At 56.2% G+C, this 12,832-nt stretch carries 14 protein-coding genes and 1 pseudogene; 10 read left to right on the plus strand and 5 right to left on the minus strand.

Features of this window, described 5'->3' with window-relative positions:
* Positions 1-55: 55 nt before the first annotated feature.
* The 4 genes from aepX to IVB54_RS31970 all read left to right on the plus strand — a co-directional run bounded on the left by aepX (position 56) and on the right by IVB54_RS31970 (position 4,047).
* On the plus strand, positions 56-928 hold the full coding sequence (aepX, locus tag IVB54_RS31955) for a phosphoenolpyruvate mutase (RefSeq protein ID WP_247777534.1): 873 nt from the start codon (positions 56-58) through the stop codon (positions 926-928).
* A gap of 362 nt (positions 929-1,290) precedes the next feature.
* Complete coding sequence (locus IVB54_RS31960; protein WP_247336995.1) at positions 1,291-2,091, plus strand: phosphocholine cytidylyltransferase family protein; 801 nt, start codon at positions 1,291-1,293, stop codon at positions 2,089-2,091.
* A 7-nt stretch (positions 2,092-2,098) separates the two neighbouring features.
* A complete protein-coding gene (locus IVB54_RS31965; RefSeq protein ID WP_247776617.1) occupies positions 2,099-2,704 on the plus strand; it encodes a CDP-alcohol phosphatidyltransferase family protein in 606 nt (201 codons plus the stop codon).
* Positions 2,705-2,937: 233 nt separating this feature from the next.
* Positions 2,938-4,047 (plus strand): histidinol-phosphate transaminase, encoded by a 1,110-nt coding sequence (locus tag IVB54_RS31970; RefSeq protein WP_247363836.1) that lies wholly within the window; start codon positions 2,938-2,940, stop codon positions 4,045-4,047.
* A gap of 604 nt (positions 4,048-4,651) precedes the next feature.
* Here the strand turns inward: IVB54_RS31970 and IVB54_RS31975 are convergent.
* Together IVB54_RS31975 and IVB54_RS31980 are read right to left on the minus strand one after the other, a co-directional pair.
* Positions 4,652-5,124, minus strand: a pseudogene (locus IVB54_RS31975) (transposase); the annotation flags it as partial.
* Between the two features lie 82 nt (positions 5,125-5,206).
* Positions 5,207-5,440: a hypothetical protein gene (locus IVB54_RS31980; protein WP_247285856.1), complete on the minus strand. Its 234-nt coding sequence runs from the start codon at positions 5,438-5,440 to the stop codon at positions 5,207-5,209.
* Between the two features lie 1,226 nt (positions 5,441-6,666).
* Between IVB54_RS31980 and IVB54_RS31985 the strand changes: the two genes are divergently transcribed.
* A complete protein-coding gene (locus IVB54_RS31985; protein WP_018455411.1) occupies positions 6,667-6,900 on the plus strand; it encodes a hypothetical protein in 234 nt (77 codons plus the stop codon).
* Between the two features lie 65 nt (positions 6,901-6,965).
* Here the strand turns inward: IVB54_RS31985 and IVB54_RS31990 are convergent, their stop codons facing one another.
* Entirely contained in the window at positions 6,966-7,454 is a 489-nt protein-coding gene (locus IVB54_RS31990) for a hypothetical protein (RefSeq protein ID WP_157642934.1), read from the minus strand.
* Positions 7,455-7,610: 156 nt separating this feature from the next.
* The gene (locus IVB54_RS31995) at positions 7,611-8,603 is read right to left on the minus strand and encodes a hypothetical protein (protein WP_247776618.1); all 993 of its coding nucleotides are present in this window, start codon (positions 8,601-8,603) and stop codon (positions 7,611-7,613) included.
* A 799-nt stretch (positions 8,604-9,402) separates the two neighbouring features.
* On the opposite strand from IVB54_RS31995, the gene IVB54_RS32000 reads away from it, so the two are divergent.
* The 5 genes from IVB54_RS32000 (at position 9,403) to IVB54_RS32020 (ending at position 12,383) form a co-directional block, all read left to right on the plus strand.
* Positions 9,403-9,591, plus strand: a complete 189-nt coding sequence (locus IVB54_RS32000) for a hypothetical protein (protein WP_247776619.1) — start codon at positions 9,403-9,405, stop codon at positions 9,589-9,591.
* 179 nt (positions 9,592-9,770) lie between these two features.
* A complete protein-coding gene (locus tag IVB54_RS32005; RefSeq protein ID WP_247369848.1) occupies positions 9,771-9,911 on the plus strand; it encodes a hypothetical protein in 141 nt (46 codons plus the stop codon).
* Between the two features lie 555 nt (positions 9,912-10,466).
* Positions 10,467-10,685: a hypothetical protein gene (locus tag IVB54_RS32010; RefSeq protein ID WP_247367554.1), complete on the plus strand. Its 219-nt coding sequence runs from the start codon at positions 10,467-10,469 to the stop codon at positions 10,683-10,685.
* A gap of 380 nt (positions 10,686-11,065) precedes the next feature.
* Positions 11,066-11,452, plus strand: a complete 387-nt coding sequence (locus tag IVB54_RS32015; RefSeq protein WP_247776620.1) for a hypothetical protein — start codon at positions 11,066-11,068, stop codon at positions 11,450-11,452.
* Positions 11,453-11,783: 331 nt separating this feature from the next.
* Positions 11,784-12,383: a hypothetical protein gene (locus IVB54_RS32020; RefSeq protein WP_247776621.1), complete on the plus strand. Its 600-nt coding sequence runs from the start codon at positions 11,784-11,786 to the stop codon at positions 12,381-12,383.
* 39 nt (positions 12,384-12,422) lie between these two features.
* On the opposite strand, the gene IVB54_RS32025 is transcribed toward IVB54_RS32020, so the two are convergent.
* Positions 12,423-12,830: a hypothetical protein gene (locus tag IVB54_RS32025; RefSeq protein WP_247484952.1), complete on the minus strand. Its 408-nt coding sequence runs from the start codon at positions 12,828-12,830 to the stop codon at positions 12,423-12,425.
* Between the last annotated feature and the right edge of the window lie 2 nt (positions 12,831-12,832).

Below are 12,832 nucleotides of genomic sequence, written 5' to 3' on the forward strand. Positions count from 1 at the left end.
AGCATCTGTTCGCGCCAACGGCCCCGATCAATCCGCTGGTTCCTCACCTGCTGAAATGCTGCGGGCCGAAATCTGTTGCCGCAGCGAGCTATCGTTCCTCATGGAAGCGCATGATGGTCTCTCCGCCGCAATCGCTGAGCGCGCGGGGTTCAAAGGCCTCTGGGCGTCCGGCCTGTCAATTGCCTGCTCCCTGGGCTACCGCGATGCCAACGAAGCGTCGTGGAGCCAACTCGTAGATGTAGTCGAGCGGATCGTGGACTCGAGCGGACTGCCTGTGCTCGTTGACGGAGATGGCGGCTTCGGGAATTTCAACAACGCGCGCCTCGTGACACGCAGCCTCCGTCAGCGTGGAGCAGCCGGCGTGGCGCTCGAGGACAGTTGCTTTCCGAAGATGAACTCGTTTGTTGGGCATCGGCACCCCCTCGCCGATGTCGACGAATTCTCTGGCCGCCTCCGGGCAGTGAAGGATACAGTCGCGGACGACTTGATCTTGGTGGCAAGGACCGAGGCGTTGATTGCTGGGCATGAGATGGACGAAGCACTTTCGCGCGCTCACGCCTACGCCGACGCGGGAGCCGATGCGATCCTCATTCATTCGCGAAGGAGCACCGCGGACGAAGTCCTTTCGTTCGCGCGCGCTTGGCAGAACAGACTGCCGGTCGTGATCGTTCCGACGAAATACTATCGAACACCGATTTCTGTATACCGAGAAGCCAGCATCTCTACGGTGATCTGGGCCAACCAGTCTATGCGAGCGGCAATAGCGGCAATGCGTCAAGTCTGCGGTCGCATCATCGCTGAGGAAAGCACCGCGAGCATTGAGCCGCACATCGCTACTCTCGAGGAAGTCTTCGAACTGTTCAAGTACGACGAACTCGCCCGTGCGGAAACGCGATATTTGCGTCCCGACGCTGAACTGCGCAAATAGGGTTTCGTCGACACAGGAGCGCATTTTCGTTGTCCACCTACTGTCCTGGACTTCCTCCTAGCTGGCCAAGTTCGACTGCAATCTCAAATGCCTAACCATTGCACTGAGATGTCCTGAGATAGCGTAGCCCGCCTCACTCAACCGAAATGCGCACTTTGCCATCTCGGCAGCTCGAGGCACCGGATCCACCGCCTCCCTTCTCTCTGGTGAAAGGACCGACGAGAACCATTTGTCTGTCTTAACGCTTGGGCTCCATTTTCAGATGGCTCCGGCAGACCTGATCTCGCTTCAGCACGCTAAAGCTGGCGCAAGAAGTCCGTCGGTGTTTCACCTTAGAGGCGCGACGAAAAAGGAACTAAACTGTGACCGATGCTCCCAAGAACGCCATCATTCTCGCCGCTGGCTGCGGCTCCCGCCTGCGTCCTCTGACAGATCTGCGGCCGAAGTCGCTGGTCGAGGTCAACGGCACTTCGATTCTTCACAACGCTCTACACAATCTGGAATCTGTTGGCGTGGAAGAGGTGACGATCGTGGTGGGTTACCGCAAAGACGCCATTCAATATGCCTGCGGTAGCAACTTTGGCGAACTCAAAATCAAATATGTCGAGTCGACCGTCTTCGACCGCACCGGAAGCGCCTATTCTTTGTGGCTGGCGCGCGACGCTCTTCTCTCCGGAGACTGCTTTCTTCTCGAGGGCGACGTCTTTTTCGAAGAGGATGCGCTGCGACACTTGATAGTCTGCCGCGGGACCGACGTAGCTGCAGTCGTTCCCTTCGATGATTCAATGGAAGGGTCGGCCGTCCTGTTGTCGCAGAACGGCTTCATCTCAGGCTTTCGATTGAAGCAAACCGCGGCAAATCTTGTTGCGGATGGCCCAAAGCTTTTCAAGACGATGAACCTCCTACGGCTTTCAGCGCCGACACTCAAGGCAACGATCGTTCCGACACTGGACGATATCATCACCGCTGGAGCTAGGCAGACCTACACCGAAGAACTTTTGGGTTATCTGATAGCGAGGCGAGGCCTACAGCTCGCCGCGGCGCAATGCGACGGCCTCAGCTGGTACGAAATTGATAATGCTGACGATTTGGAGATTGCCGAGCGCATTTTCAAGGACCGAACGAATGCCTACGCGGCGAGACGTCATTTGCAAACGAGGTGAGAGTTCAATGCTGAAATACCTTTGGGATCCAGCGAACGCGATAACGATCACAGGTCTTCTCTTTTCCTCCGCCAGCCTGTTTTTAGCTCTCTCTGACCGCCTGGAGCTATCTGTGGCAGCGGCGCTTTGGGCTGTTCTATCGGACCACCTGGACGGGTTTGTGGCAGGTCGCACGAAAGGTCGAGATCCAGATGTCGCAAAAATGGGAGCGAGCCTCGACGGCTTTGCAGATATCATCTATGGAGCCGTTGTGCCTGCGGCAGTTGTGGTACAAGTCAGCCAAGCTTCACAAGTCGCGTTTGCGACCGCAACCGCTCTACTGGTGACGGGAGCAATAAGGCTTAGCTACTTTGCGAACTTTGGCAGGTCGCGTGATGGACGGTTCTTGGGCATCCCCTTATCATACGACGTGCCGCTCCTGGCGCTTCTATTTCTTTTTAAGCCTCTTATTCCTTTTGAAGCATTTCCGGATTTCGTGAACATTGCCTTCTTGCTGCTCGCTATAGCGCATGTCGCGCCTCTTCGCGTGCCACCACTCAGCGCAACAATGTATACGGCAATAAGCATCTTCGCCGTCGCGTCATCGGTGCTTTTAGCCAGTCGCTCCTTTTGATTGCGGATGGAAGTATGATCCAGCGACTGGCCTTCTTGGGCTTGCAGGCTTCACTCCATGCAGGTCACATGATGACGTGTAGTCTCGCCAACCCCGGCGTGCACCAGACTTGTTGCCGAGAACATCTCCGCACGGATCGGCACTGCTCGAGGCTTGTTCGCCGGGAGCTTGTCGGGAGATCGCGACCATCCTACGATTTTCGTTTGCCCTGAAACGTTGAGCTAGTCGCACTCATGAATACCGCAGCACAAATCGCCGTATCCCTTAGGCCGGACGAGGTTTCTGACCTGGTCAACCGATTCCCCGGCGGCTATTGGAAATATGACATCAAGGACTTCGTCCTTCTGGTAAATCCATATTTTCCGCCGCAGGCGTTCCTTGACGAACTTAAGAACGCTCTACCGCGGCTTATTACTTGCTATCCCTCTCCTAATGCGCAGCTGGTCCAGCTTCTTGCGGATGCGGTAAAGACGCCGGTTAATAATCTTGTCATTTGCAATGGCGTGGCTGAACTGATTCCCATCCTCCTTGGCCGACTGGGTATGCGGATTGCTGTCCCGGTCCCAACCTTCAATCCCTATGAAACCACCGCCTTGCTCGGGCGGTTGTCACGCTTTTTCCTGTCACCGCCAGATTTTGAACTCGATGTGCACCGCTATGCAGCATTTGCGCGTGCAAATGGTGTCGACGCCGCAGTCGTGATATCGCCGAATAATCCCACCTCGCGGATGGTTCCCTATGCGGATTTACTATATCTGGCTTCCGCGCTTCGAGCTCAACAGCAACTCCTACTGATCGACGAGTCATTTATCGAGTTTAGTGAGCTCGGGCGAAGTGCAAGCCTGGAAAATCATCTGCTGGAATTTCCGAACGTGATCGTTCTCAAAAGCCTTGGAAAGATTTACGGGACATGCGGTTTACGGGTCGGGTATGCGGCATCAGCAAATGTACAGACGATGGACGAAATTAGAGCCGCCCTCCCCACGTGGAATGTTAATACGTTTGCTGAGTTTTTTCTAAGCAAGCTTCCTCACCTGGCGCACGCTGCAAAGCAGAGTTGGGTGAGGGTGGGCAGCGACAGGGACAAACTATACGCAGACCTGCGCAGCATCGACGGAATGAGAGTTCTGAAGCCCGACGCAAATTTCGTGTTCTGCGAACTCCCGCCCCATTGGCCGGATGGGGACGTGATCGCCCAAACACTTTTAAAAGATAGACGGATATTGATCAGGCACAATGGCGGCAAGACTCTTCAGAATGGTAAACGATTCTTGCGCATCGCAAGCCGCACTGAAGACGACAATAGGCTTTTGGTGGAAGCACTGAAAGACATCTCTGATTAGCGCAATCGACGCCGGTACTAAGCCTTCTCATGGCTGATCCAGAAGGAAAGAAACTTTAGTTGGGGGCCAGAGCTGCAATCGCAGAACACTCCATTACTCGGTCTAGCGGAATCAAAGCAGATCAAGGCCCCGCGGCAACCACATCGCGGTTCTCTTCGCGCCGTCGGCGACCACAATCTTCCAGCGCGGATCGGCTATGTACAGCACTCTTCATGCTGACCTAATCTGGTATGTGACACAAGAGCGCGTCCGCGCTGGCGGACGGAAGTCCGCCATGTTCGACTAATAAGGCGCGAAAATTGCCCCATCGGGTCACATGCCCATCCTCAAGCCACGCACACTGAGTCTGCTGTCCAAGTGCGAGCGTCGTTCTCCCGAACAAGCCTCATCATTTCCACCTTCGCGATGTTCTACCTCGCCCACCGGGCGTTGACCGTCTGAAAGCGGGTTCTCCCGATTCTCGGAACGAGGTATCTGCATTAAGTCGTCATGCGCTCGTCTATTGGTGTTGCCATCTCGTAGTCCGCCAGCCTCAGGCCGCGAGCGACAGCTTCCGCTCCTTGTAGTCTCGCCCCCGACAATCGATAATCCTTGGTAACTCCGCTGTCCCGTTGCGCCACTTGGCCGACGCGATGCCGAGTTCGGCCAGGTGCCCGCGCAGTGCATTGCTCAACATTGGTAGGCTGGCGCACCAGCGATTGTCGAGTCCGGTGCAGCATCAAAACGGCTGCTGCTCCGTCGTCTCTTGACCGGGACAAAACGCATCGGCGGCCGCGTCACAGCCTCACAGATCGCAGCCGCATCATTCGTAGCGTTCTTACTGCGATTGAGGTAGGCCTTCACATAGCTCGGAGGTGTCAGTCTGACCGTATGTCCAAGCGCCTGAAGTTCGCGGCCCCAATGATGCGCTGAGGGTCATGCTTCGATCCCAACCAAACAACGTGGCTGCTGGCAAAAATACTCCAGCACCTTTGCCCGACTTACCCGCTTCATCAGGACCGCGCGCGTGACATCGATCCGATGCACTTGGAACAGCGACTTCGCCAAATCCAGACCAATCGTGCTAACCTCACCCATGACGGCTCCCTCAACGGGCAGATCACGCTTCCCAGCACGCCCGGCATGTTCCGGCGGTACCAACTTGGTCGGCTTGGCGATGTCAGGCGTGCTGAGCAACATCGCCGATGTCCCGACTGGTCACAAGGATGAACTGCAGATGATGCAGTGACGACCATCTTCGAGACCGGCCGGTCCGGTGGCCCGCCGCAGCCTTGAGCAGCGGCATGCCATCGAGCGCCGGTTCGTCGGGCTCGACCAGATACGTCAGCAAGGCGCCAGGTGTATTGCGTTTGATTTTAGCCAGATCAGCGCGGCGGTGGTGACGATTACTCACAGTGATACCTCGTCGTCTCCCGCAATCGTTTCTCTCACCCAGTTTGTCGTCGTAGCAAGCCATCTGGTGGTGCCTTGCGTGGTGGGCGTGGCGCGCTGCGGTGCATCATGCTGTAGCGCTAGCTGTAACGCCAAACGCTCGCGGCATGCGCGCGTTCTGCACGCCCCCGAACAGAACCGCGAGCTGGAGCGCTGCAGCGTTTAAGCCCTGCCGCACTGCTCGCACTTCCTGCACCGTTCCGGAGGACTCTCGCCCTCGTCACGAACGTGGAAGACACGGCGGCTCGTGTGTCGGGCATCGAACCTGAACTCACGACGACGCTCCGGCAAAACACCCAGACGCTGGGATAATCGACGAGCAGCGGTGGGCTGACGTGTGACTGCTGGCTCGCCTCGATTCAGAACGGCACAGCCGGGGTCAAAATCTCAAACAAGGTAAATGCCGCCAAGCCCAACCGCTCGGCGCCCAGAGGGAGCGGCTTGCGTCAACATCCGGGAATTCTGCGGCCGACAAGCGGCTTGGAACGACTTCCCGATTGCAAAGTTTTCCTGTTGCCCTTTGCCAGCGGGTGGGTGCCTTTCCCAAGGGGCAGCCTCAAGACAGCCCCAGCTTCACCGCCCTGAAGCTGGGGTCCGTTTGCTCTCTCAATGGTCTCGGACCGCGCTGACCGAAGCAGCCACCCTGCGGCAATTTGCCTGACGTATTGAAATCCGATATTTACCCATGATAGTTTTCACTTTTACGCTCGCGCTATTTGCTCTGAAGCCGTCCTGATAGTGCTTTTTGTGCTGGGGAGGACATTATGCGAAGCTCTCGCCCAATCTTTTGTGCTCGACGACTTGGTGAACTCATTTCTCAGCTCTCAGAGTTGGAAGATCTTCGAGATCTGGTCGAAGAAGCTGAGCGAAGCGCCCGAGGTGTGCCTCCACTACGCTGGACACATCCTCCGTCGCGCCGCGTTCGACGTGGTGAACGGGTCGCTTTGTCTGTTCGCCTCCGTCGCCACGCGGCACTAAGGGGGAATGCAGGAGCTATCAGCTCCCCCTGACAACGACAACCAAGTCGATTGGGCTTTGCCGGAGCCATTCCTGGACGGATGGTGGGCTTCCTCCTAAGCCTCTCCAAACGCTGGCTTGACCAAGAGATCGATCGAATGCTGGTGGACTACCCACCGAGAGAAGACACCTGACAGCCCTGTCGGACTATTCTTATCGTGGCCATAGCCCATGCAACAGAAGGGCCGTTCGCCAATGGACGAATTCGCGATGCTTCTCGCCGAGCTGGACCGGTGCAAGGCGGAATTTCAGCACCTGCAGAACGAACTCAATCTCGCGACCGGCGCCGGGCCGACCGACATAGTAGCGCTTCAACACGCGGCCCGCCGGATGAGCGGCATCGCAGCCCGCCTCGAGGCTTTGACGCGCGCCATCTCGAAAGGTACGGCCAGCGGAGTACATTGAGCACTCCCCTCCCTTCCCTTGAAGGGAGTGAAGGCAACCGTCGAGAAGGCGACCTACGAACGCCATTACGGGGCTATGACCCGAATCGGGAAGAATAGCGCGACAATCACGAGACAAACGCCAAGTCCAGAGATCGCAAGGTTCATCGCAATCCAAAACTGATTCAGACGTAGAACACTCAGTTTCGGAAATTCTCGCGTGTTGTCATCATCCGCGATCCGTCTGATGCTTCTCAGAGGTGACCCTGGAAGCAGCGCATCATAGGCATCACGATAGCCCCGTGCGCGCCGCGTGTGTAGCTGTATCCGCTCGTATTGCTTCGCGGAAAACACTGCTCCGAACATGCCGAGCAGAACGAGTAGCAGTGCAGGCGGCAGGTCCAAAGGACTCAGCGTCTTGTCCGAAGTCATGAAGGCGATGACTGCGCCCGAAATGCCTATGAATGTAGATGCTACCGCCGCTCGTTGCGTCTCGTGATGACGCGCTTGGATCGAATTCTCTGAGTACATTTTCCAATGCGCATCGCGCAAAGTGGAGTCGTGTTCATCAGGCACTGGACCCTCCCGGCGTAGGAGCGAGTTTCCCAAAAAATGAACTGCAATTAATGCTTTAGACCACAACATTAGCAGAAATGCCACAGGTTGATAGTCCCTATGTGCTCACCCCTGAAGGGAGTCTAGCCGAAAATCTGCACCGGAATAGCGCCGCTGTTATTGGGGTCCACCCGTATACTTGTCAACCGTCGACATGAGCGGCTTCGAGGTCGACAGATTGAACATCAGCCCGAACCGACCTTCGGGACCAGTCTTGTCCGGCTCGTCGATCAGCTCGTAGAGATCGATCCACTCGATGAACGAATACTGAGAGAATTTCGCCAGCATCGCATCCAGGTTTGAGTTGCAGGCCGACATCGACGCAGACGTCGAGGTGTTGACGAAGGTTGCGTCGTAGATCTCGGCGCCGTTCATCTCATTGATGGCGACTGGAACGCCGTAGCTCGACAGCTTTGTGAACAGGTTGAAATTGGGACGAACTCCGCCCCAGTAGTTCGTCGGGTCCACGCCGGCATGCTCGTAATAGTGATAGCCGAGTACATCGACCTTGACGCCATTCGCCTTCATGAAGTCGATGTAGCCGAACATCGTCGATGTGGTGCCGACGATGCGCCGAAGGTTTCTGCCGGTGTCGCGGCGTACCTGCTCGATCGCGTCCGACATTCCCCGCAAGAGATTGGCGAAGTCGACCATCGACGGATATGCAGCGAACTCGGCAGAGGTCCATCCCTTGCCGAACAACGGAGAGCCGTTGGCATCACGGACGGTCAGATTGATCTCGTTACCAAGTTCCCAGTCGCCGACTGAAGATGCGAACTGGCGAACAAACGCCAGGGTCCGATTGTAGCCCTGGGAGTAGATCGCAGCAGCGTCGCCGGCAGGATACTTGCCGGCATCGGTCTTGTCGCCCCACATTAGCGGAAGCGCCAGAACAGGTTCAAGAGTGACGCCATAGTTGGCGGCAAGGCCCACGATCGAGGTGAAGCGCGTCGCTGCCCATGGATCAGTGTCAGCCGCCAGAGGAATGGTCAGGCGGTATCGCTTGAGCTTATGTGCGGCGAGCGTCTTGAAGACGTCCTCGTCATTGATCTGGCGGTACGCCCCGGAGGCGAACATGGAGTGGCCATTGACGCCGATTTGAACTGTCAATTCTGTTCCTTGATTGCGCGAGAAAAGAAGAGGATGCCGTTTGCAGCAGATCTGATTTCGGGCGCGGCGGGGTAAAGGAGGAGAAACCCCGCCGCAGTCGGGCCGCAGCAGTCGGCCGGCGCTCTGTGTCGCCGCTCCCTATTCTGTACTCCGAGTATGGTTGTATTTTGGCCAACTCTCCCTGAGGGAGTGAACGCTAGACCTGCCGCCCGTATGGGCAGGTAGCCTCAAGTTTCGGCGAACGATGATATTCGCGCCGTGCTAGCTTTCGGCATTCCCGCACGGTTGGCGGAGGAAGCGGACCGGCACCTGACAAAGTGCAAAGTTCAATGCGGCTAAAAATGTGCGCTGTTTCACAAAAGTGCACAGACTGCCGGGCTAAAGTCATACACGCTTACTTTCCCTCGTACGTTGCGCCTGCACTATTTTTGGCTTTCATTGTTTTGTGTTGGAGGCATTGATGAAGAGCTCTCGCGGTCTCCTTTTTGCCCAGCGGTTGAACGAACTCAATTCTCGGCTCTCAGAATTGGAAGAACTTCGAGAGCGGATCAAAGAAGCGGAGCGACGCGCCTGCGGTGCACCGTCACTACAATCGACACCAAAACTCCGAAGTCTCGCGAATATCGATATCTGTCCTGACACTCGTAACCGGGCACGCGCCGCTTCTATGCGACGGACTTCCCGAAGGGCGCGACCGGCGCCCTAATGGAGTGGCCGGATTCACCTATGAAAATGCTGGAACTGGAGAGGACTGCGACGCTGCGGCCATTCCAATCGTCCAAGTATTGCGGGTCGCTCAATGGTTTCAGCCGATCAGTCGAACGAGAACACCGTTGTCGCTACGCAGTTGCCGATCGCGGGCAATTGGCACCTTTTCGAGTGGATTTGGGGAGTGAGCTTTTTCCTCAGCATCATGCTGGCGATGACGGGATGGCTCTACGTGCTGGGCACGCTTTCCATCAAAGTTGTCTATTGGCTAGCTTCCTAGCAGCTTCGCGCGACACGCCCATTGCCGAGAAGATTACCATTAAAATTTGACCGAGATTTTAGAACCGTCCTTCAGCGGTCTTCCGGTACGCTGTTTGAGCATTCATCAGTGGAGGCACTCATGAGATATCTACCTGACCATGGCCTGCCCCTTGTTCAACTCAAAGAGCGTCGCCGCGAATGGTCGTGGCGCTGCAGAGCCGCATCGGCCCGATCAGCGATGACGAACTGCAGAAGATTGCAGCCATACAGCAGACCATCTCAGCTTTCGAGGATGTCATCGCAGATCTCGACGCGGAATGCCTTGATCGGGCGGCTTGAGACGAGCCAATCAGGCTTGCGCACGCCCCGGATCTGGATAAGGATCATGCCGCTACCGGCTCGCGTATTGGGTGGCCGCCCCACCTTTTATTAGGACCATTGGCAGGCCGCCGTCATCCCCAGGATGGCGGCGGTATGATTCAGGGGCGACGAGCTAGCCTAGTAGCGCGAGCACTCTCAATGCCGCGCAGCCGATCATTCCCCAAATCGCAAGGCTAATCAGCAGCGCATCGCTCATCGCGTCCATCCTGCGTATCCCCTGGTGCAGAGTGGCGGTGATTCGAAGAAGTGACCAGAAATTCCCGTTGTGCGCCGCAAGGCCGGCACGTACTCGCCTCCCAACGAGAGAGCCAATACCCTGAGAGAGTGGAAGGACTGCCATCTGCGCGAACCAGATCGCATCGACAGTCGCGCAGATGACGACAATCTTACGCAATAACCTTTACGAACAAACTATGCGTCTACTTACCGAGGAGAGCGAACCGCATGTTGCTAGCCAACATAGATTCAGCCAAAGACTAACACTGGCTGGAGGCAAGGCCGAGGGAACGGCTGATGCCAAGAACTATCCAGGAACAACTGGACCAGGTGGAACGTGATATCAAACTTTACACTGAATTCGATAAGGCCGAAAAAGCTCGCTTCGATCGCGAGTGTTACCTCTGGACCGCGGAAGACCGCATCGAGTGGCAGGAGACGCAGCTTTCCAATGCTCAATATCTTCGGGGACTAAACGACGAGCGCGTTGCGTTGCTTAAGCGGCTAAAGGGGTGAGCGGCTGTTGGCGCAGCGCGGTGCCCTGAAGGGAGTGGACCGCCTGTCCTGAGGGAGTGGACGTTGGTGAGGGGAGATTTACGCTGCGATTGTCCAGCCGAGAGGAACCCTAAGTAACTTTCTCACGTAAACACTTCTAAGATGGCATTTTCGGAGAAGACCCATGGCCAACGCGAACCTCGCAAACCCGTTTGCCAGCTGCTCAATGAAGCTGAAGCGCGCTCATTACAATCTTACGGTCGGCATTGGACCAAGCAGCATGTGTATGCGCAGAATTAGGCGGCCAAGCTGCAGACGGAACGTACTTCCCCCATGGGAAAGATGCGGCACATTTCGAAAAGAATTTAGAGAAGCAATGTCGCAGGGTACCCCAACATTTCGTGCAGATTATTCGTGAATGCGAGCCATACTGTGGGGGCAAGGGATACCTAATCCGTGCCCTGCACGAGCTAAACATCGTAGACAAGAAGCGCCCTCTTATCCAGCAAAATTTCGCGATGCAAGAGGTGCATATCGATCAACAAATCGAATCGACCCCCGAAGGTCTTGTCATCCTTCCGCCCGTGCATTGGAGCAGCGAAGCGGCCGCGAAAGATGAAGACACCAGCGAAAACTCAAAAGACGCAGTGCGTTTTAGCTGTTCGCTCTCGTTTGGAGAAGTCGAAGTCCTCCGAAGCCGGCCGGTCCGAGTAGTGATGGAAGAAATGGCGGCCTGCGTTCAGCAGATTATCGAAAAGCTAGGAAAATCCGCTCTCTCGCAGCCATGACCATACCGAAATGCCTGCACCTATGTGCTTCGTTTGATGCACCGCCCTGGGAGATTGTTCTCGGAAAGGCACTGTCCAGAAGGGAGTGGACACAGCTTGCTCAGGGCTCGTAGGATCAAGCACTCAGGAGAGGCCAGATGCCTGTTGCAAAGCCCTTTCACCGGAATTTTCGAGGAATCGCAGATGGACCGAACTCGGGTTACAGCAGCTTGGCCTACATCCTCGATCGCGACTACGCGAGAGACGCCGAACATTATGTTCGTGCACTGACACTGATCCAGGACGATCTTCGTTCAATATTCGAATACGTCGAACACCAAGCGCCGAGTGCATGAGCGTCTACTCGTTCCGGATCCACTCGCTCTTCATGCGGACCTGCATCGAGATTGAAGCAAATTTCAAGGTGATCCTAGCCGAGAACAATTGCAGCCGCAGCGGCCGGCAATTGAATATGGTCGACCATCGAAGGGTAGATGCTACACACCACCTGTCGTCCTACGAAGTCATGTTACCTATTTGGAGCGGTTCGCCGCCGACCTTGCGACCTTTCGAACAGTGGCGACCTCTACGTGGACTTCCGAGTCCCCACGGAAAGGGCGTCCCAATTTCCTGGTACCAAGATTACAACACCAGCAAGCATGATAGGCACGATGCTTTCAAGAAGGCTAATTTGAAGAATCTGATCCTGTCCGTCGCCGGTCTGCTGATGATCGTCACGTCTCAGTTTGGTGCACAAGATTTCGGCGCTGGCACACCAGCAATAGTTTGGTCCAACGGCTATCAGCCGATGCGCGCTTCGATCGGCGAGCTATTCAGAGTCAACTATCCCACCGACTGGGCCGAGGATGAAATCTACGACTTCAACTGGTCGGATATCAAAGATCAACCGAACCGGTTCGGGCGCATCGACTTCGACGCCATACCCGCTTAAGCGACGTGACGCGCGATGGACGATGCACGAATAGTCAAACTAGCTCTTCGATTCAGCTCGCCTCAGGCCCAAAGCGCTCAACGAGGCGGCCAGTGTCTCTTGAGCCTGTTGCGTCGTGTAGCTGTCTCGCGTCGTTATGGTTACGATCAGAGCTGCCGCTGCCGCGATAGCTTCTGCTTCACTGACTGGCCCAGCCACCCCCTGCACAGGCCAGGTCGCAACTGGCATATTGCCTGGCAAACTCTGAATTACCGAGAGTTCGCCGCCGTCGTAGGGACGACCGCCAAACCAGTACGTTGCCGCATCGCCGATGTCGCCGCTTTGATTTGCCGGCTGGCTGACATTCTGCGAGACGGCCGGATTGTCTCCTACCCAAAGGGCGAGCACGACGTTGATTGCGTTCTTGTTCGCAGCAGAAATAAGAGTGACACCATAGTGAGCGGTCATGA

This window comes from Bradyrhizobium sp. CW1, assembly GCF_023100665.1.
In the GTDB taxonomy this organism is placed as follows: domain Bacteria; phylum Pseudomonadota; class Alphaproteobacteria; order Rhizobiales; family Xanthobacteraceae; genus Bradyrhizobium; species Bradyrhizobium canariense_D.